The organism is Corynebacterium nasorum, from assembly GCF_022347325.1.
GTDB lineage: Bacteria > Actinomycetota > Actinomycetes > Mycobacteriales > Mycobacteriaceae > Corynebacterium > Corynebacterium kefirresidentii.
Genome location: NZ_JAKRDU010000002.1, coordinates 222,290 through 239,451, shown reverse-complemented (window position 1 = coordinate 239,451; position 17,162 = coordinate 222,290). Strand labels below are relative to the sequence as shown.

Annotated in this window: 17 protein-coding genes and 1 tRNA gene; 11 read left to right on the top strand and 7 right to left on the bottom strand. The window is 58.5% G+C overall.

Translation table 11 applies throughout. The features are described 5' to 3' along the window. Nucleotides 1–23: 23 nt before the first annotated feature. Both MHK05_RS03495 and MHK05_RS03490 read right to left on the bottom strand, forming a co-directional pair. Nucleotides 24–1,430 carry a YkvI family membrane protein gene (locus tag MHK05_RS03495; RefSeq protein ID WP_239204845.1) on the bottom strand — a complete coding sequence of 469 codons (1,407 nt, stop codon included), beginning with the start codon at nucleotides 1,428–1,430 and terminating at the stop codon, nucleotides 24–26. A 284-nt stretch (nucleotides 1,431–1,714) separates the two neighbouring features. Next, nucleotides 1,715–2,257 carry an RNA polymerase sigma factor gene (locus MHK05_RS03490; RefSeq protein WP_239204843.1) on the bottom strand — a complete coding sequence of 181 codons (543 nt, stop codon included), beginning with the start codon at nucleotides 2,255–2,257 and terminating at the stop codon, nucleotides 1,715–1,717. A 105-nt stretch (nucleotides 2,258–2,362) separates the two neighbouring features. Here MHK05_RS03490 and MHK05_RS03485 point away from each other — a divergent pair, with 105 nt between their 5' ends. After that, nucleotides 2,363–3,913, top strand: coding sequence for a catalase (locus tag MHK05_RS03485; RefSeq protein WP_200288362.1), 1,551 nt, complete (start codon nucleotides 2,363–2,365; stop codon nucleotides 3,911–3,913). Between the two features lie 91 nt (nucleotides 3,914–4,004). Here the strand turns inward: MHK05_RS03485 and MHK05_RS03480 are convergent, their stop codons facing one another. Further along, nucleotides 4,005–4,592 carry a hypothetical protein gene (locus MHK05_RS03480; protein WP_239204841.1) on the bottom strand — a complete coding sequence of 196 codons (588 nt, stop codon included), beginning with the start codon at nucleotides 4,590–4,592 and terminating at the stop codon, nucleotides 4,005–4,007. 85 nt (nucleotides 4,593–4,677) lie between these two features. On the opposite strand from MHK05_RS03480, the gene MHK05_RS03475 reads away from it, so the two are divergent. Both MHK05_RS03475 and MHK05_RS03470 read left to right on the top strand, forming a co-directional pair. Further along, entirely contained in the window at nucleotides 4,678–6,126 is a 1,449-nt protein-coding gene (locus MHK05_RS03475; protein WP_239204839.1) for an ABC transporter permease, read from the top strand. 457 nt (nucleotides 6,127–6,583) lie between these two features. Further along, a complete protein-coding gene (locus MHK05_RS03470) occupies nucleotides 6,584–7,948 on the top strand; it encodes a CitMHS family transporter (RefSeq protein ID WP_239204837.1) in 1,365 nt (454 codons plus the stop codon). Between the two features lie 34 nt (nucleotides 7,949–7,982). Here MHK05_RS03470 and MHK05_RS03465 read toward each other — a convergent pair. Together MHK05_RS03465 and MHK05_RS03460 are read right to left on the bottom strand one after the other, a co-directional pair. After that, nucleotides 7,983–8,059, bottom strand: a tRNA-Pro gene (locus tag MHK05_RS03465). 78 nt (nucleotides 8,060–8,137) lie between these two features. Beyond that, on the bottom strand, nucleotides 8,138–9,028 hold the full coding sequence (locus tag MHK05_RS03460) for a metallophosphoesterase (RefSeq protein ID WP_023020405.1): 891 nt from the start codon (nucleotides 9,026–9,028) through the stop codon (nucleotides 8,138–8,140). A 33-nt stretch (nucleotides 9,029–9,061) separates the two neighbouring features. Here MHK05_RS03460 and MHK05_RS03455 point away from each other — a divergent pair, with 33 nt between their 5' ends. After that, nucleotides 9,062–9,526: a GatB/YqeY domain-containing protein gene (locus tag MHK05_RS03455; protein WP_239204835.1), complete on the top strand. Its 465-nt coding sequence runs from the start codon at nucleotides 9,062–9,064 to the stop codon at nucleotides 9,524–9,526. Between the two features lie 30 nt (nucleotides 9,527–9,556). Here the strand turns inward: MHK05_RS03455 and MHK05_RS03450 are convergent, their stop codons facing one another. Next, nucleotides 9,557–12,046, bottom strand: a complete 2,490-nt coding sequence (locus MHK05_RS03450) for a transglycosylase domain-containing protein (RefSeq protein ID WP_239204833.1) — start codon at nucleotides 12,044–12,046, stop codon at nucleotides 9,557–9,559. A 144-nt stretch (nucleotides 12,047–12,190) separates the two neighbouring features. Between MHK05_RS03450 and MHK05_RS03445 the strand changes: the two genes are divergently transcribed. From MHK05_RS03445 to MHK05_RS03430, 4 genes are read left to right on the top strand one after another with little or no spacing between them, the layout of a single operon-like run. Further along, complete coding sequence (locus MHK05_RS03445; RefSeq protein ID WP_023020408.1) at nucleotides 12,191–12,514, top strand: WhiB family transcriptional regulator; 324 nt, start codon at nucleotides 12,191–12,193, stop codon at nucleotides 12,512–12,514. 45 nt (nucleotides 12,515–12,559) lie between these two features. Beyond that, a complete protein-coding gene (gene sp36 / locus MHK05_RS03440) occupies nucleotides 12,560–12,718 on the top strand; it encodes a Sp36 family protein (RefSeq protein ID WP_005323131.1) in 159 nt (52 codons plus the stop codon). Then, the gene (locus tag MHK05_RS03435) at nucleotides 12,719–13,177 is read left to right on the top strand and encodes a RidA family protein (protein ID WP_023020409.1); all 459 of its coding nucleotides are present in this window, start codon (nucleotides 12,719–12,721) and stop codon (nucleotides 13,175–13,177) included. An 18-nt stretch (nucleotides 13,178–13,195) separates the two neighbouring features. Beyond that, nucleotides 13,196–14,011, top strand: coding sequence for an MBL fold metallo-hydrolase (locus MHK05_RS03430; RefSeq protein WP_200288356.1), 816 nt, complete (start codon nucleotides 13,196–13,198; stop codon nucleotides 14,009–14,011). Nucleotides 14,012–14,187: 176 nt separating this feature from the next. On the opposite strand, the gene glxR is transcribed toward MHK05_RS03430, so the two are convergent. Further along, nucleotides 14,188–14,871 carry a CRP-like cAMP-activated global transcriptional regulator GlxR gene (glxR, locus tag MHK05_RS03425; RefSeq protein ID WP_005323128.1) on the bottom strand — a complete coding sequence of 228 codons (684 nt, stop codon included), beginning with the start codon at nucleotides 14,869–14,871 and terminating at the stop codon, nucleotides 14,188–14,190. Nucleotides 14,872–15,212: 341 nt separating this feature from the next. Here glxR and nth point away from each other — a divergent pair, with 341 nt between their 5' ends. The 3 genes from nth to MHK05_RS03410 are packed head-to-tail and all read left to right on the top strand — an operon-like array spanning nucleotide 15,213 to nucleotide 17,140. Then, nucleotides 15,213–15,869, top strand: a complete 657-nt coding sequence (nth, locus tag MHK05_RS03420) for an endonuclease III (RefSeq protein WP_023020412.1) — start codon at nucleotides 15,213–15,215, stop codon at nucleotides 15,867–15,869. A 9-nt stretch (nucleotides 15,870–15,878) separates the two neighbouring features. Next, a complete protein-coding gene (locus tag MHK05_RS03415; protein WP_023020413.1) occupies nucleotides 15,879–16,442 on the top strand; it encodes a TlpA family protein disulfide reductase in 564 nt (187 codons plus the stop codon). Next, a complete protein-coding gene (locus tag MHK05_RS03410) occupies nucleotides 16,439–17,140 on the top strand; it encodes an NUDIX hydrolase (RefSeq protein WP_239204831.1) in 702 nt (233 codons plus the stop codon). The genes MHK05_RS03415 and MHK05_RS03410 overlap by 4 nt, the downstream gene beginning before the upstream one ends. The last annotated feature ends 22 nt before the right edge of the window (nucleotides 17,141–17,162 follow it).

The window sequence follows — 17,162 nt, the reverse complement described above, 5'->3', positions numbered from 1 at the left end:
CTTGATTGACGTGGGCGAGAAGGCTAGTCCTCAGAGACTGGCTTGGCGGTGCCCGTAGCCTTGCCGCTATCAGCGGCAGCATCCTTCTTGCCAAAGTCAAGGTCGCTATCGGAGGACGGAACCTCCGGCTTGGTGTGCTGCACGTAGGTCACGGATGGCTCCGGATCTTCGCGGTCGTAATCGAGATCCTCATCGTTTTCGAGCTCTTCGTGGATCTCTTCGGCGATATTGGTGACGAACTCGGTGGTTTCCATATTGGACGCCGCAGCCAGCTTGCGCAGCTCGCGCTCATTCTTCTTGGTAAAGCGCTTGCGCGGATCCAGGCGGCGGGAAACCAGCTCGTGTGCGCGCATGCGGCGGTCGGACTCATCGGCCAGCTTGCTGCCGTTCTTGATGCGGTTGAAGACCATCACCGCGATCATCAGCAGGCCCAAGTAACCCAAGATCGGGTAGACATTGCTGACCAGCGTCTGGAAGCCCACGAAGGACAGGACGAAGCCGACGATGCAGCAAACAGCGTAGACAGGGTAGAAGCGCTTAGGATTATTACGGGTCAAGCGCTTGCCCAGCGCGTAGAACATGCCGATAGCGGTATTAAAGACCATGCCGTAAATAACAAAGGTCATGAGCACACCCAGTACCGGGTGGATGCCCGTGATTAATGCCAGCACTGGCATATCTTGACCGTTGACGTCCTTAGCTTCGAAGAACAGGGCGAAGACCAGCAGGGCCAATAGGATGAGGTAGAGCAAGCCACCGATAAGGCCACCAATGCCCACTGCACGGTTATCTAGGAAGTTACCGCCAATGACGATGGACATGGACACAGCCGTCATCACGTTCAGGCCGGTGTAGTTCAGCGCGGATAGCCACCAGTTGGGCAGCGAGGTATCTACATTATTAACCGCCCAGTCATTCATAGCGGAGAAGTCTACGTCCGCGTTCACAATGGTATAGCCGGTGGCAAGCACCACGAAGATGATGATGAACGGGGTGATGGTACCGATGACTGCGGTCACGCGGTCAACATCCATCAGGCCGACGAGCAGTACCAGAATCAGCATCGCGGTGGCGCCTACCCATACAGGTATGGACGGGAACTGCTGATTGATATTAGAACCACCGCCGGCGAACATGACGAAGCCGATGGCGAACAGGGTCACCAGGGTGGACCAGTCCAAAATCTTGGCGGTAAACGGCGATGCGACCTTGTCGTAGACAGCGGTATGTTCCTCGGCCTGGAAATACGAGCCGAGCTGCAGGATGGACACGCCGGTGATCATCATCAAGCCAGCGGCTAGGGCGATGCCCCACAAGCCCCACTTGCCAAAGGCCACGAAGAACTGCATAGCTTCTTGGCCAGAAGCGAAACCCGCGCCCACGACGACGCCGATAAACGCCATGGAAATTCCGATTGCGCGTTTTAACATGAAAGGGAGAAACTCTCTTACTCACACGCGCCGGGCCCGGCATTGGGATCGCGCGGGCCCGGATCGACGGTCGATTTATCACGTGTGTACAGATCTAATAAACCACACATTGGACAAATACTTCGGGCAAGAATCGCCCTAATTGTGGCCTCCTTCACCCAGCGTCTGGTGCTCAATCTGCAGCTAAATGCCAAAAACTGGGGCTCTTGGGGTGCAAGGTAACCAGAACGTAACAATTTGCAGGTGAAATTATCTCGCCGCCTCAAGGGGCCGGTATGGGGGTATTAACCTGTCCCTGCGATCAGATCCTTGCGGGCGCGCGCGACGCGGGAGCGGATAGTACCTACCCGCACGCCAGCAATCTTGGCCGCCTCCTCGTACGTGTAGCCCAGCACCTGGGTGAGAATGAGGGCTTCGCGGCGGTCGGCCGGGAGGGCGTCGATAAGCGCGCGGGCATCTATCCATTCACTCCATGCCGTGGACTCTTCTGGTGCCGCACCCATGGCGTCTTCGTATTCGGTGGCAGATTTGCGCGGCCGGGCCATATCGTGGCGAATATTATCCACCCTCACCCGCCGGGCTAAAGACAGCAACCACGTGCGTGCCGAGGACCGGGCCGCAAAGCGTGGCAGGGCGCTGATCACGCGCAGATAGGTCTCTTGGGTGAGATCGTCGGCGCCTTCCGGCCCGCCTAAATGCGCTAGCAAACGCCACACATCATCCTGGGTAGCCCTAATAAACTCCGTCAGCGCCGCACGGTCACCGCGACCGGCCCGAAGGGCAAGGTCGGTGACGCGGGCGTCATCTGCTGCGGAGTGGTGAGTCACCTGAATGAATCTACCAGTAGCCCCTACACTCCTTTTAGACCCCTGACAACCGGTGATTCTTTTGCCACACTGGTGGTACATATCCACTGATTGCCAGGAGGCAAAATGACTGATTTCACCGCTGATGACATCCTGAACAAGGGCCAGCGCCCCGCTGGCAAGGGCAATACCACCCGCCCGTCTGGCCAACCAGTTCCTTCCGAGAACACCTCGGTGACTGCTGGCCAGCAGGGACCAGTGGTGCTCAATGACATCCACCTCATTGAAAAGCTTGCCCACTTCAACCGCGAGCGCGTGCCGGAGCGCACCCCGCACGCTAAGGGCCACGGCGCCTTCGGTGAGCTGCACATTACGGAAGATGTATCCGCCTATACCAAGGCCAAGGTCTTCCAGAAGGGCACCGTCACCCCGATGATGGGCCGCTTTTCCACCGTCGCCGGTGAGCAGGGATCCCCGGATACCTGGCGCGATGTACACGGCTTTGCGCTGCGTTTTTATACCGAGGAAGGCAACCTGGACATCGTGGGCAATAACACCCCAGTCTTCTTCGTTCGCGATGGCCAGAAGTTCCCTGACTTCATCCACTCCCAGAAGCGTCTGGGCACCAATGGTTTGCGCGATGCGGATATGCAGTGGGATTTCTGGACCCGCAACCCGGAGTCTGCCCACCAGGTCACCTACCTCATGGGTGACCGCGGCACGCCGAAGTCGACCCGCCACCAAAATGGTTACGGCTCCCACACCTTCCAGTGGGTCAACGAAGAAGGCGAGGCTTTCTGGGTGAAGTACCACTTTAAGACCCGCCAGGGCGTAGAGAACTTCACCGACGAGGAGGCCACCACGACCGCCGGCCAGAACCCGGATTGCCACCGCGAGGACCTCTACAACGCCATCGAGGAGGGCAATTACCCAGTCTGGGACGTCAAGGTACAGATCATGCCGCTGGATGAGGCGGAGAACTATCGCTTTAATCCTTTCGACCTAACCAAGGTCTGGTCCAAGAAGGATTACCCGCTGCACGATGTGGGCTACTTCGTGCTCAACCGCAACCCACGCAATTTCTTTGCGCAGATTGAGCAGGTGGCGCTCGATCCATCCAATATCGTGCCGGGTGTTGGCCTCTCCCCAGATAAGATGCTGCAGGCACGCGTTTTCGCCTACGCTGACCAGCAGCGCTACCGCATTGGCCCGAACTACCAGCAGTTGCCGGTCAACCAGCCACAGAATGTGGATGAGGTCAATACTTATCAGCACGAGGGCAGCATGCAGTTCCTTTTCAATGCCCCGGAGGATCCGGTGTACTCGCCGAACCGCTATGAAAAGGGTACTGGCGTGCTTGACGACGCCGCTGTGAATGACCGCTCCCAGCTCGAGACCACCACCGCGGCGGAGCTTTATATCAATCCGGAGTCCTACGGCGGCGATCTGGTGCGTGCACCGTACGTTCGCCACTCCGAAGATGATGATTTCGTGCAGGCGCGCGACTTGTACGAAAACGTCTATGATGACGCCGCCAAGGAGCGCTTGGTTACCAATATCACCAATGCTATGGCAGGTGTATCTGAGGAAACCGAGGAGCGCGTTTACGACTACTGGACTAAGGTGCACCCAGCCCTTGGCCAGCGCGTGCGTGAGGTCTACGCCGAGAAGAAGTAATCCTTCCGCGGCAGTCCCTCCGCACTAAAAACTCCGCCCCCGTATCGCGCAGTTATAAAGCGCGGTACGGGGGCGAAGTTATGCTGTGCGGCTAGTCGCAGCGGCGCATATTTTCGGTAAGGAAAGCGGGCGCCCCCTCGGCGGCCCACTTGTCTACGTCGTAGCACGGGGCGGTCATGCCGGAGGTGGCTTCGCCAATGGGCTCAATGGCTACCCACTGGCCATTGTCGTAGCGCGCCCAAGCCGTCCAGTCCGTGCTGTCCTTGCCGAAGCGCGCCCATTGGCCATCGCAGTCACTGACTCGGATATTTGTCATGCTGGGGGCCGTGGGTTGTAGCGCTTCTGGGGAGCAATCGCCCTGGCCTGTATCGGCGGGCGCGGCGGCCTGGTCTTCGCTCTCTTTATCGCCTGCTTCTGCGGGGGATGAGGAGGGAGCTGCTTCTACGGAAGTAGGTTCAGCCTCGGCGGTGGTCTCTGCGGCTGCCGACGTGGTGGCCTCACTCGTGGCTTCTTCGGAGGAGGTCTCCTCGGCGGAGGAGCTAAGAGCAGTGGCATCGGAAAACTCGGGTTCTGCGGACGTATCGGCGTCGTTGGAGCAGGCAACAAGGCCAAAGCACAGCGGCACGAAGGCCGCGGTGGCAAGGTAACGGGAAGGAGCTAGGGAATAAATGTGGGGCATGCCATATATTCTAGAGTAATCGGCAATGTGGGGTGCTCGGCGCGCCTGCAGCAGGGGAGTGACCTGCAAGGATAGGTTCATTACCATGACCTCACGCCTTGCTTCCCCAGACGCTGCGTCTCCCTCCCGGTGGCGCAGCGTCCTCTTGATCTTCTTGCTTGCCCTGCCGTTGGTTATCGGAGCTACGGTGGCGGGCCTCGCGCAGTGGGAACCTGCCCATGCTTGGTCTAGCGCCGCGCAGCCGTTTGGCGCGCCACGGGAAAATTCTTCCTCTCCAGAGGTGAAAGAAGCCGCCGAAGCAGCCAGCCGCGCCCAGGCACAGGCAAGCATGCTTAAATCGGGCGCCAAGCAGCTTGACGACGGCACGGGGGAGCTCAACAAGGGGGCGGATGAGCTTGGAGGGGGCGTCGACAAGCTGGCGACGGGCTCCCAAGAACTGGTATCCGGCCTCAATCAGCTGCAGTCTGGAACCAATACGCTCGGTGGCGGCGCCACGGAGCTGGCCAATGGCGTAGGTGGCGCTGTGGACCAGGTGGTCGGCCTCGGGGCCGTCCAGGGGCAGATCCTGCAGGCCATCGATGGCACGATGCACGATCTAGAAGGCAATAAATCCAAAGAAGCGAAGGATATTCGCGCGCAGCTGGGTGATCTCCGCGCGCGGGTGAATAGTTTCCGCCTGGATAATTCGGTAACTGGCCAGCTCAAGAAGCTCAAGGACGGCTCGCGCGATCTGTCCAATCAGTTGGCAGTCAATGGCTACGCCTATCACGATGGCGTGAATCAGGCGGTATCGGGCGCGCAAGAGCTCAATGAGGGTATAGCGGAGCTTAGCAAGCGCGTCGGTGAGGCGCAGGAAGGCGTGGACAAGCTTGACGACGGCGCCGGCAAGCTCTCCGGCATGGCGGCCCAAAATCAGACGAACGTGGGCGATATTCAGCGTGCCCTGCCGCCGGTGCATACTGCATCCCAAGGCCCGACGCATTTGCTGAGTCCTATTGTGGCGCTGCTGATCTCCGCCTTGGTCTTGCTCGCAGGTGCAGCAGCTGGCGTGGCCTGGCACGTAGGGTTCCGCCCTTGGCTAATGGTGGCTGGCGGAACGCTGGCTGCGGTGGCCATCGGGGAAATCCTCCTCTTCGTGCTTGCCACTGGTATTACTCCCGTGGCGGCGGCTTGGGCTGGGGTGGCGCTTCTCCTGGGCGCGCTGTCTATGACGGCCATTACGCGTGGCCTGCTAGGCCTGTGCGGTATTACTGCCGGCAGTATTCTTGCGGCACTCTTTGGCATCGGCCAGACCGCACTGGTGGGCTGGTTGTGGAAATCCGCCGCAATTGCCGGGGTTTCTAAGGTATGGCAAGTTATTTCTAATCTTTTGCCGCTGAATTGGACTACCGCGGCTGTCACGGTGGCGGGCAACGAAGGCGAACAAGCCGTCCTCTGGGCTGGGATTGCGGTATTGTTGGCTGTCACTCTCGTTGGGTTAAGTGCAAAATGGTGGGCCTTGTCCACAGTAAAAACTAAAGATTCGGTCAATTAGGTCTGAAAATGCAGACCTAAGAATAAAAAATATTGGTGGAAACTGGGAATCTTGGTGTCCGCTACCGTTTGCATTGTGTGAATGCTACAGTTGGTCTTGCTCACAAAGCCTACTTAGGGGGTAGGCAAACGGTTTCTCCAATCCGTTGTGAGTGATAGGGAATAGGGACGACGCGGCGCTGTAGGGGCACCGCGTCGTTTCCCATATATGGGGTATTTATCTGCATTTTCTGCGCAAGAATCCGTGCACAACGGCCGCCGTTTTATCGGGGTGGGGTAGTTTTCACGCTTTGCATACCTTTTTGACGACACTTATCTATAGACAATTCAATTCAAAGTGGTGTGAATTTTTTTGAGGTAGTGGTAGTGCTGCCGGTGGCCAGGGTTTAATCTGAGTCACACCCCGTCTATCTGTGTCACGTGCGGCACGGCGGGACGTCAACTTGTAAAGGAGCACTATGCAGACCCCGCTCGGCCTTACGACCGTAGGCCTTTTGGTCATTTTCGTGACGGTGGGAATTTTAATTCGCGGACGGGTAAACCCCATCATTCCCATGACATTGGTGCCTGTAGTTGGTGCCCTAGTATGTGGATTTGGTCTAGGCGAAATATCTGACTTTTTCAGTGAAGGCTTAAGTTCCGTCATCAACGTTGTGGTGATGTTTATCTTTGCCATCATCTTCTTTGGCATATTGCAAGATGTTGGCCTATTTACTCCGGTTATCCGCGCGCTCATCAAGGCTACCCGCGGAAAAATCATGGCCGTAACGTTGGGCACTGCGGCGATCGGCGTAGTAGCGCACCTCGATGGATCTGGTTCTACCACCTTCCTTATCACCATCCCCGCGCTACTCCCGCTCTATCGTGCGCTGAATATGTCGCGCTACGTGCTTATCACCATTGTGGCGATGGCCGCCTCCATAATGAATATGGTTCCTTGGGGCGGCCCGCTTGGCCGGGCCGGCGCCGTAGTCGATCAAGAGCCCAATGCCATCTGGGTGCAACTTTTGCCCATTCAGGGCGTAGCGATTGTGCTGGTCTTCGTTTTGGCTGCGCTTTTGGGGTGGCGGGAAAAGCGCCGCATAGCGGGTTTGCGCGAAAGCGGCGAAATAGCAGGCGGCACGGCAGTAGACGTGAATGAATTGGCCGATGAATTCGCTGCTGCACAGGTACGTGAACAACATAAATTGGGCTACCACTTCCGCACGGGACGCTGGGTTACCGTGGTCAACGTTGTCGTAGCCCTTGCGGTCTTAGTGGCTCTGCTATCGGGCGTAGTTCCGCCCGCCCCAGCCTTCCTCGTGGCCACTACTATCACGCTAGCCATTAATTTCAGCGGTTCCATGGAACAAGGCGAGGCCCTACGGCGCCATGCGCCTGATGCATTGGCCATGGCGGGCGTCATTCTTGCCGCGGCCATGTTCTTGGGCGTTCTCAATGAAACGAAGATGCTTGAAGAAATCGCCCTGACGCTAGTTAACGTCTTGCCGGAGGGTGTCGCGCCGCATCTCCACGTTATTGTGGGCTTCTTTGGTGTACCGCTTGACTTGTTGACCTCGACGGATACCTATTACTTCTCAGTTCTTCCTATTGTTCAGGGAACCGTGGAAAGCTTTGGGGTCAGCGGTATGGGTGCGGCTTGCGCGCTCATCATTGGTAACGTGGTGGGCACCTTCGTCTCGCCGTTCTCACCCGCATTATGGTTGGCGTTGGGGCTAGCGGAAGGCCAGATGGGTAAATATCTCAAGCTGGCTTTCCCCATTGCGTGGCTATTTTCCGCCATCTTGGTGGCCGCGGCGCTGTTTATGGGAATGTTGGCCTAGTAAAGGAAAGGCCCGCAGCACAGCTGCGGGCTCATGGTCGGGATAACAGGATTTGAACCTGCGACCTCTTCGTCCCGAACGAAGCGCGCTACCAACCTGCGCCATATCCCGGCGTTCCGCCTTGAAAAGCGGTACCTCGATACTTTAACGCAAGCTAAGCGCAATCAACAAAACGGCAGGTGGTTGCGTTTAGTCCACCTCAGTGATTTTTAGCAGCGTGGCGGAGGGCCGGCAGAAGATGCGTACGGGGGCAAATTTGGAGGTGCCCAAGCCATTGGAGACATGCATTTTCATCGGGCCGAAATCGTGGAGCCCCTGCACGCGGTCGCGGTCGATGCCGCAATTGGTTACCAGTGCACGGGATCCCGGCAGGCAAATTTGGCCGCCGTGGGTGTGACCAGAGAGCGAGAGTTGGTAGCCGTCGGCCGCGAACTTCTCCAGCACGCGGGGTTCGGGAGCGTGGAGGAGGGCCAGGGACAAATCAGCATCCTCGTTGGGAGGACCCGCGATTTCGGAGTAATCATCCAGATCGTGGTGTGGATCGTCCACGCCGGCGGCGGCAAGACGGACGTTGCCCACCTTAAACTCATGCCGAGCCTGGTTGGCATCGCGCCATCCGTGCTCCATAAAGGCGGCGCGCATACCGCGCCAGGGCAGATCCACATAGGAAGGCTCCCGCTTTTTGCCCAGCAGATACTTGAAGGGATTGACCGGACGCGGGGCCCAGTAGTCATTGGTGCCAAAGACAAAGAGGCCGGGGCGGGCCAGCAGCGGACCGAGAGCGCGCAGCGTATCGGGTACGGCCTGCTGATCGGAGAGATTATCGCCGGTGTTGACTACGAGGTCCGGCTCCAGGGCGTCGAGGGCGGAGACCCAGGCAATCTTGGTCTCTTGGCCCGGGATCATGTGCAGATCAGAAAGGTGGAGCAACCGAAATTCCGGCTTGCCACGCAGAGTGCCCTTGGGCAGGAGAGGGAGCGTATATTCCTTGAGCTCGAATTTGGTCAGTTCGCTATAGCCCCATGCTGCGGCGCCCAGGCCCGCAGCGGTGAGGCCGCCAAGAATACGTAAAAGTTTCACGGCTACCACCCTACCTGGCGTACATTGATAGGCATGAGCGAGCTAAAACAAACCATCCGTGCAGATCTGAAAACCGCAATGAAGGCGAAGGAGAAGCAGCGCACCAGCGCCATCCGTGCCTTGCTGGCCGCCATCCAGGCCGAGGAGACTAACGGCTCCCGGCACGAGCTGGAGGACGCCGATATCCTTAAGGTAATTGCGCGCGAAATCAAAAAGCGCCGCGAGTCCGCCGAGGTCTATGAGGAAAATGGGCGTCCGGAGTTGGCTGAAGCCGAGCTTGCTGATGTCCCCTTCCTCGAGGCCTACCAGCCCCGCCAGCTAGACGAGTCCGAGCTGCAGGCCTTGGTGAAGGAATCCATCGCCGAGGTCGAAGCCGAAAACGGCGAAGCACCCACCATGAAGCAGATGGGCGCCGTAATGAAGGTGGCCAATGCCAAGGCCGCCGGCCAAGCGGACGGCAAGCGCCTGTCCGCTGAGGTCAAAGCCCAGCTGAGCTAGAGCGGGCGAGACCACACTGGGCGGCGGAGCCTAGCGGCCAAGCAGGCTGCGGATATCGTTGGCAAAGTTATCGATGTCCTCTTGGCGGATGCCAAAGTCTTCCGGCGAGAATCCGCCCCCTCCACCGTCACCGCCTGTGCCGCCAGTCGAGCGGCCCGGGCTAGTAGCACCGTCGGTATTAGCGCCGCCGGTGCTGTTTTGTGTGCCGGTGGAGTTAGCATCGGCCACGCCGGAGGAGGGAGATTGGGAGGCCCCGGCGCCGTCGGAAAGCTGCAGCGTAATTTCTGCCCCCTTCTTCTTGCCATCCTTGCCGGTAATGGCGCGAACTACGCGGCCATAAGGCACATCGCCGCCGATGACGCGGGAAGTCTTGACCACATAGCCCTTAGCTTCCAAGGCCTGACGCGCCTCGGCCTCGGACTTGCCGCGCAGGCCATCTAGGGTCTTATCGGCCGTGGTGCCGTTATCGTACTTCTTATTGTAGTTCGGCAGACCAGCCTTGGTTGCTATCGGCAGCTGGGAGGCCATGCTGAAGAAGGTCTGCGCCGGCTCCAAGCCGCCGTAGAGGTTGCCCCAACCCGCACACTGGCGCACCGGGCCAGTACACAGCGGGACGGTGGAGGTGCCGTCGTTATAAATATAAGGAGCGGCGGAAATGCCCTCATTGAATCCCAAGAAAGCAGAGGATTGGTTGGACTCGGTGGTGCCGGTCTTTGCCGCGATAGGGCTGGAATAGCCGGCCGCCTGGGCGGCATCTTTGGCCGTGCCCTGCTTGGCATCTTCGGACAAAGCATTGCTCATGGCGCGGGCCACGTCCTTATCCACCGCCTGCTCACACGGGGTTTCTTTAAGGTAGACCTCGTTGCCTTCCTTATCGGTGATCTGGGCGATGGGGTTGGGTTCACACCATTTGCCATCCGAGGCCAGCGTGGCACCCACATTGGCTAGCTCCAGCGGGTTGACCTGGTCTGGGCCCAGGGTAAAGGAACCCGAATTGGCTTCCTTGGTGTGCTGGGCAATCGAGGTGTCCTTATCAAAGCTGCCCTTGTCATCGTAGGAGCGCAGGCCCAAGCGCACGGCCATATCAACGATGGGGGCTACGCCTACCTGCTCGGTGAGCTTGATAAATGGCGTATTGGGCGAGTGGGCCAGTGCTTCCTGCAGCGTCATGGTGGCCTTATAGGCGCCAGCGTTTTCCACGCAGTAGCGGTCCGCCGGGCAGCCGGCGGCGCCGCCGTGACCAAGGCCTTCCGCCTCGTAGCGGGTGGGCACATCCACGGTGTTTTTAATGCCATAGCCTGCCTCAAGCGCGGCCGCGGCGGTAAAGACCTTAAACACGGAGCCGGCGCCGTTGCCTACCAGGGAATAGGGCTGCGGCAGGATGGTTTCATTCTTGTCCAAGTCCAAGCCATAGTCACGGGAGGAGACCATGGCCAGCACCTTGCGATCCGATTTACCGGGTTTGATGACGTCCATGACTTCCGCCACGCCCGGGGCGTCCGGGTTGGTGTGGCTTTGCACGGCCTGAAGGGCCTTATTTTGCACCGTTGGATCCAGCGTGGTTTTGATGGTGTAGCCACCGCGCGCCAGCTGTTCTTCGCTAATGCCCTTCTTATCCAGGTACTTCAGGACATAATCACAGTAGAAACCGCGGTCACCCGCGCCGATGCAGCCATTGGCTAGCGTTTGGGGCTTCTTGCCGACGCCCAGCTTTTCCCCCTTATACTTATCCGCTTCCTGCTGCTTGATATAGCCGTTATCCGCCATGGATTGCAGGACGAGATTGCGCCTTTCGGTTACTTCGCCGGCGTTGGTATAGGGGTTGAGACGCTCAGAGGATTGGACCATGCCCGCCAGCATTGCTGCTTGTGGCACCGTGAGCTCAGAGGCGTGGGTGCCATAATAGGTGCGGGCTGCGGCCTCGACGCCATAGGCATGGTTACCAAAAGACACCAGGTTGAGATAGTTGGTGAGGATGTCATCTTTATCTAACTCCTCATCCATCTTGGTAGCCATGCGCATCTCGCGCAGCTTGCGGGTTATGGATTGCTCGGTGGCCGCGGCACGCTCTTCATCGGTGGTAGCAGAAACCAACAGCAAGTAGTTCTTTACGTACTGCTGATCGATGGTAGAAGCACCCTGGGAGACACCACCCGAGGTCAGGTTGGTCCACAGTGCGCGGAAATTGCCCTGGAAGTCTACGCCTTCGTGATCATAAAAGCGCTCGTCCTCAATGGAGACGATGGCGTTTTTCATGGCTTTAGAAATCTTCTTGCCCTCCACTGGGTGGCGGCGCTGGCTGAAGACATAGGCCATGTCCTTGCCCTTGGCATCTCTAATGGTGGTGACGCCAGGGATATTTCCGGCCGTCAGATCTTGCAGGTCAGATTGCATGGTTTCGTTAGTACGGGCAATCGCTACCCCGGAAATGCCCGCGAAGGGGGCAAGGGCCAGGGCGATCAGCGCGCCTACCAAGACCGTAGACAGGGCTATCTTGGCCAAAGATTTGATGACAGTCACGCCCCATACACTACGTGGTCGCCCTCGGTGGGTGGAAGATCACTCGCACCCCCTAAAGTGTGACGTGTTAGACAATCTTCTACCTGGGTGAATAGACTTAGGCGCGTTACATAGTATTCCGTCTGGGAAGGAGCACACTCACCCATGACCGTTCGTGTGAAGACTGCTGGAATGTCTAATACAGCCCGAAATCCCGAGCGTGGTGAGTGGGTTACCCAGGCTAAATGCCGTAAGGGTGACCCGGATGCCCTCTTTGTGCGCGGTGCAGAACAGCGCAAGGCGGCGGTCATCTGCCGCCACTGCCCGGTGTTGACCGAATGCCGTGCCGATGCTTTGGATAACCGCGTCGAGTTTGGTGTTTGGGGCGGGCTGACCGAGCGTCAGCGCCGTGCATTGCTGCGCAAGAACCCTCACATCACGGATTGGGCGCACTACTTGGCTGAGGGCGGCGAACTCGTCGGGATTTAAGAATTTTGACGGCGTGGGGCGTATTTAATAGTTAGAATGGGACCCATGACTAAATGGGAATACGCAACCGCACCTGTTCTTACCCACGCTACGAAGCAGATCCTCGATTCTTGGGGTGAAGACGGCTGGGAACTGGTTACCGTCACCCCTGGCCCGAACCCAGAAAACGTCGTGGCCTACTTCAAGCGCGAGGTGGCAGAGTAAATGGGCTTTCATGCTCGCTTGCGGGAGCTGGGGTACGAGCTACCGGGCGTCGCCAAGCCGCTAGCTTCCTATGTGCCGGCCGTGCGCGTAGGAAATCAGGTCTGGACCTCCGGTCAGCTTCCCCTCGTGGAGGGAACCTTGCCGCTGACCGGCAAGGTTGGTGCCGAAATCACTACGGAACAAGCCCAAGAACAGGCCCGTATCGCGGCGCTCAATGCGCTCGCCGCCATCGATGCTGAGGTGGGCCTAGATAATATCTCCCGCGTGCTAAAGATTGTGGGGTTCGTGGCTTCTGATCCGGGCTATGCAGATCAGCCAGCAGTTATCAATGGCGCCTCGGATTTCATTGGTGAAGTCTTTGGGGATGCCGGAACGCATGCTCGCTCCGCCGTTGGTGTGGCTGCGTTGCCTAAAAACGCGCCGGTAGAGATCGAACTAATCGTAGAAATTGCTGCTTGATCGGATAGGCTAGTAACTATGGAGCACCCTGCATATAGTCAATTGCGTCTCGTCAGCCAATCCGTTGGCGTAGTCCTTTGTGATAACCCCAGCTACACCGCCCTTGAGGGGACGAATACGTGGATTATTCGCGCCGCTGAAGACTCCCGGGCGATCGTCGTAGACCCGGGTCCAGAGGATGAAGGCCATCTCAACGTTGTGCACCGCAACGCAGGTGAGGTGGCATTGATTTTGATTACTCACCGCCACGATGATCACGCATCTGGCGCGCAGCGCCTGCGGCAGATGACCGGCGCCCCCATCCGCGCATTCGATCCGAGTTACTGCAACGGTGCCGAGGCGCTGCAGGATGGTGAGCATATCTCCCTCGACGGCATCACCCCTCGCCTCGAGGTTGTTCACACCCCTGGCCATACCGCGGACTCCACCTGCTTTTTTGTGTGGAGCGGTGAAGTAGGAAACTCCCGTCTCGAAGGCATTATTTCCGGTGACACCATCGCAGGCCGTCACACCGTTTTGCTTTCGGAGACGGACGGAAACTTGGCCGACTATCTGCACACCTTGGATACCCTAGAGGAGCGCGGTAAGGATATCGCGTTGTTCCCAGGGCACGGCCCAGATTTGGATGACACGTCCCAGGTAGCTCGCAAGTATATCGACCGCCGCCACTACCGCCTTGATCAGATTAAGGAGATCCGCTCCCGCTTGGGTGAGGATGTAGATCTGAATACCCTGGTCAACGAGATGTACGATGATGTGGATCCGGTACTGCGCCACGCTGCGGAGCAGTCCACTCGCACCGCGCTGAAGTATTTGGACGGCAAGACTAAATAAGCCGTATCTCCTATGTGCCCCTTTTTCCTCCTAGTAGGAAAAGGGGCTTAATTGTTTTAGCCCCTGCGCTGGTGCACCAGGGAAGTGGGGCTGGCCTTCACGTAATGCTGGGCAAAGGGGGGCGAAAACCAGCGAAACCCCCGCTTTAAGCGGGGGTGTGGCGAGCTCGCGCTTACTTAGCGAGCGCGGCGGGCGAGGTGCTCGGTATCGACAATGAGCACGGACTTGCCCTCGAGGCGGATCCAACCGCGGTGGGCAAAGGTGGCGAGCGCCTTGTTGACGGTCTCACGAGAGGCGCCGACCAGTTGGGCAATCTCTTCCTGGGTGAGATCGTGGTTTACGCGCAGGGCGCTGCCTTCCTGGACGCCGAAGCGATTGGCCAGCTGCAGCAAAGTCTTTGCCACGCGGCCGGGAACATCCGTGAAGATGAGGTCGGCCAAGTTGGCGTTGGTGCGACGCAGGCGGCGTGCCAAGACGCGTAGCAGCTGCTGTGCGATTTCGGGGTGGTCACCAACCCACTTCTTGAGCAGCTCGGAGTTCATGGTGGCCGCCTGAACTTCGGTCACGCATACTGCGGAAGAGGTGCGCGGGCCCGGGTCGAAGATGGACAGCTCGCCGAACATATCGGATGGGCCCATGACGGTCAGGAGGTTTTCGCGGCCGTCCGGGGCGTGGCGAGCGAGCTTAATCTTGCCCGAGGTGATGATGTACAAGCGGTCACCAGGTTCGCCCTCGTCGAAGATGGTGGTTCCGCGCGGATAGCGCACGGTCTCCATCTGCTCGATGAGGTGCTGCACTGCAACGGGATCAACGCCTTGGAAGATTCCGGCGCGGGAGAGGATGTCCTGTACACCTTCCACGTTTTACTCCTTGGATGTCGACTACGAAAGTCCATAGATGCGCCTGCGCCACATCTGGGTGCGGTCTTTCATGCACTCGACAATGCGGAACAAGCGGGGTCACTGTGTAACGCGTTTCATCTTACAGTGTAATTGGTCACTTTTGGTACTTCAGTGAATTTTTGTCACACTATAGAAACTCTGATCGTGCTAGAGGCACAACTCCGGCCAGCGAGTTTGCGGCTTAGTCAGCGAAAACAACTGCCTCGAGCTTTTCCATCAGGAGGGCGAAAAGGGCGATCGCAAGCGGTACCAGAATCACAAGTGAAATCATGTTTTCCTAGTCTACTAAGCTTTATGCCATGAATTCAGCACTGTCAGCGGCCAGCGCGCCGGAGCTACGGGCACCGGAGATAAATAGGCGTTTGGCACAGGAGTATCCAGATGCGCGTTGTGCCTTGGATTATGACTCCCCGCTGCAGCTTTTGATAGCCACGGTGCTTTCTGCCCAGTGCACGGATGAGCGCGTGAACTCGGTGACCCCTGAACTCTTCTCCCGCTACCCCGAGGCCGCGGATTATGCAGCAGCGCAGCGGTCGGAACTGGAGCGCATCCTGCGCCCGTTGGGTTTTCAACGAGCTAAGGCGGGACACCTTTTGGGCATAGGGGAGAAGCTGGTGGCAGATTTTCAAGGCGAGGTTCCCCGCACGGTTAAGGAGCTCACCAGCCTGCCCGGCGTGGGGCGTAAGACCGCGCTGGTGGTGCTTGGAAATGCCTTTGGGATTCCGGGGCTGACGGTGGATACGCACTTCGGCCGCCTTATGCAGCGGCTTGGGCTCACGGGAGAGACGACACCGCTGAAGATTGAGCGGGACATCGCCAAGCTCCTGCCAGAAAAAGAGTGGACAATGTTTTCTCACCGCGTCATCTTTCATGGGCGCCAGGTATGCCATGCGCGCACGCCGGAGTGCGGTGCATGCGTGCTGCGGGATATGTGTCCAGCGGCTAGTGGGCGCTAGGCTTAAGGCATGAAGAACTACGTCCTTGGCACGGTGATTGCCGCGATCCTCATTGCCGTTATCGCGGTAGTGGGGGTCTCGCAATTGCGGGGTGGGGACGAAGCCGAGGAGGCAGTGCCAACCGAGGCTGCTCCGCAAGAAGTCCCGCAGCGTCCAGACTGTCCAGCCGGCACCGTAGCTGGGGTAGAGCTGGATTGCTTGGGCGGTAAGGCCACCGGAAAGCGTGCCGATGAAGGTGTGAGCGTGGTCAACGTGTGGGCGTGGTGGTGCGAGCCGTGCCGCGCGGAGCTTCCCTATCTGCAAAAGGTGGCGGAGACGCACCCAGACTGGCAGGTCGTGGGTGTGCACGCGGATAAGAACGCGGGAAACGGTGCAGCTTTCTTGAATGACGTGGGAGTGGATCTGCCGAGCTTCCAGGATGCGGATAATAAATTTGCCGGTCAGTTGAGCCTGCCAGGCGTAGTTCCGGTGACAGTGGTGCTCAAGGACGGCGAAGTGCGCAAGCAATTTGCGCAGCCCTTTAGCTCCGCAGCGGAGATTGAACGGGCCGTGAAAGAGGCGATTGCGGCATGAGCCAACTTCGTCCCGAGTGCACACCAGAATGGCTCAAGCCAGCGTTGGGGGTAGATCCGAGCCAGGTGCAAGAGCTCATAGGCAACCGGCAGGCTTCGTCCCTCAATGGCACTACTGCGCAGGTGCCGGTCAAACGGGAGGCGGCTGTGCTTATGCTACTTAGCGGCGAAAGCGCGGAGGAGGGCAGCATTTTGCTCACACACCGCTCGCCGTCCATGCGTTCTCACTCCGGACAAATTGCTTTCCCGGGCGGCCGCCGAGATCCCGGTGATACCTCGCTAGTGGATACTGCGCTGCGGGAAGCCTGGGAAGAAACGGACCTGCAGCGTAATTCCGTGACCCCATTAGAGCAGTGGAGCCAACTGCATATCCGTGCCACCGGCAATCCCGTGAGCCCGATCCTGGCGCATTGGAACCAGCCGGGGGAGGTCTATCCCGCCAGCCCTGATGAAACCGATGATGTCTTTCTCGTTCCCATCCGGGAATTGGTCGATCCACGCAATCGCTTCGTGGTGGGCTTTAGAAAATGGCAAGGACCAGCATTTCATGCCAATGGCTATGTCATCTGGGGGTTTACCGCCGGCGTGCTTTCGGCTCTCTTGCAACACTCTGGGTGGAGCGTTCCTTGGGATAATAATTCAGTCATGGACCTGCGTGACTCCCTCACAAACTCCCGCAATAATGAGAAGATGTCCTAACCGCTTGTGCCGCGGTACGTGT

Coding starts and splice junctions, on each gene's coding strand:
- MHK05_RS03495 (WP_239204845.1), bottom strand. CDS start 1,430: ATGTTAAAACGCGCAATCGGAATTTCCATGGCGTTTATCGGCGTCGTC.
- MHK05_RS03485 (WP_200288362.1), top strand. CDS start 2,363: ATGACTGATTTCACCGCTGATGACATCCTGAACAAGGGCCAGCGCCCC.
- MHK05_RS03480 (WP_239204841.1), bottom strand. CDS start 4,592: ATGCCCCACATTTATTCCCTAGCTCCTTCCCGTTACCTTGCCACCGCG.
- MHK05_RS03475 (WP_239204839.1), top strand. CDS start 4,678: ATGACCTCACGCCTTGCTTCCCCAGACGCTGCGTCTCCCTCCCGGTGG.
- MHK05_RS03470 (WP_239204837.1), top strand. CDS start 6,584: ATGCAGACCCCGCTCGGCCTTACGACCGTAGGCCTTTTGGTCATTTTC.
- MHK05_RS03455 (WP_239204835.1), top strand. CDS start 9,062: ATGAGCGAGCTAAAACAAACCATCCGTGCAGATCTGAAAACCGCAATG.
- MHK05_RS03445 (WP_023020408.1), top strand. CDS start 12,191: ATGACCGTTCGTGTGAAGACTGCTGGAATGTCTAATACAGCCCGAAAT.
- sp36 (WP_005323131.1), top strand. CDS start 12,560: ATGACTAAATGGGAATACGCAACCGCACCTGTTCTTACCCACGCTACG.
- MHK05_RS03435 (WP_023020409.1), top strand. CDS start 12,719: ATGGGCTTTCATGCTCGCTTGCGGGAGCTGGGGTACGAGCTACCGGGC.
- MHK05_RS03430 (WP_200288356.1), top strand. CDS start 13,196: ATGGAGCACCCTGCATATAGTCAATTGCGTCTCGTCAGCCAATCCGTT.
- nth (WP_023020412.1), top strand. CDS start 15,213: ATGAATTCAGCACTGTCAGCGGCCAGCGCGCCGGAGCTACGGGCACCG.
- MHK05_RS03415 (WP_023020413.1), top strand. CDS start 15,879: ATGAAGAACTACGTCCTTGGCACGGTGATTGCCGCGATCCTCATTGCC.
- MHK05_RS03410 (WP_239204831.1), top strand. CDS start 16,439: ATGAGCCAACTTCGTCCCGAGTGCACACCAGAATGGCTCAAGCCAGCG.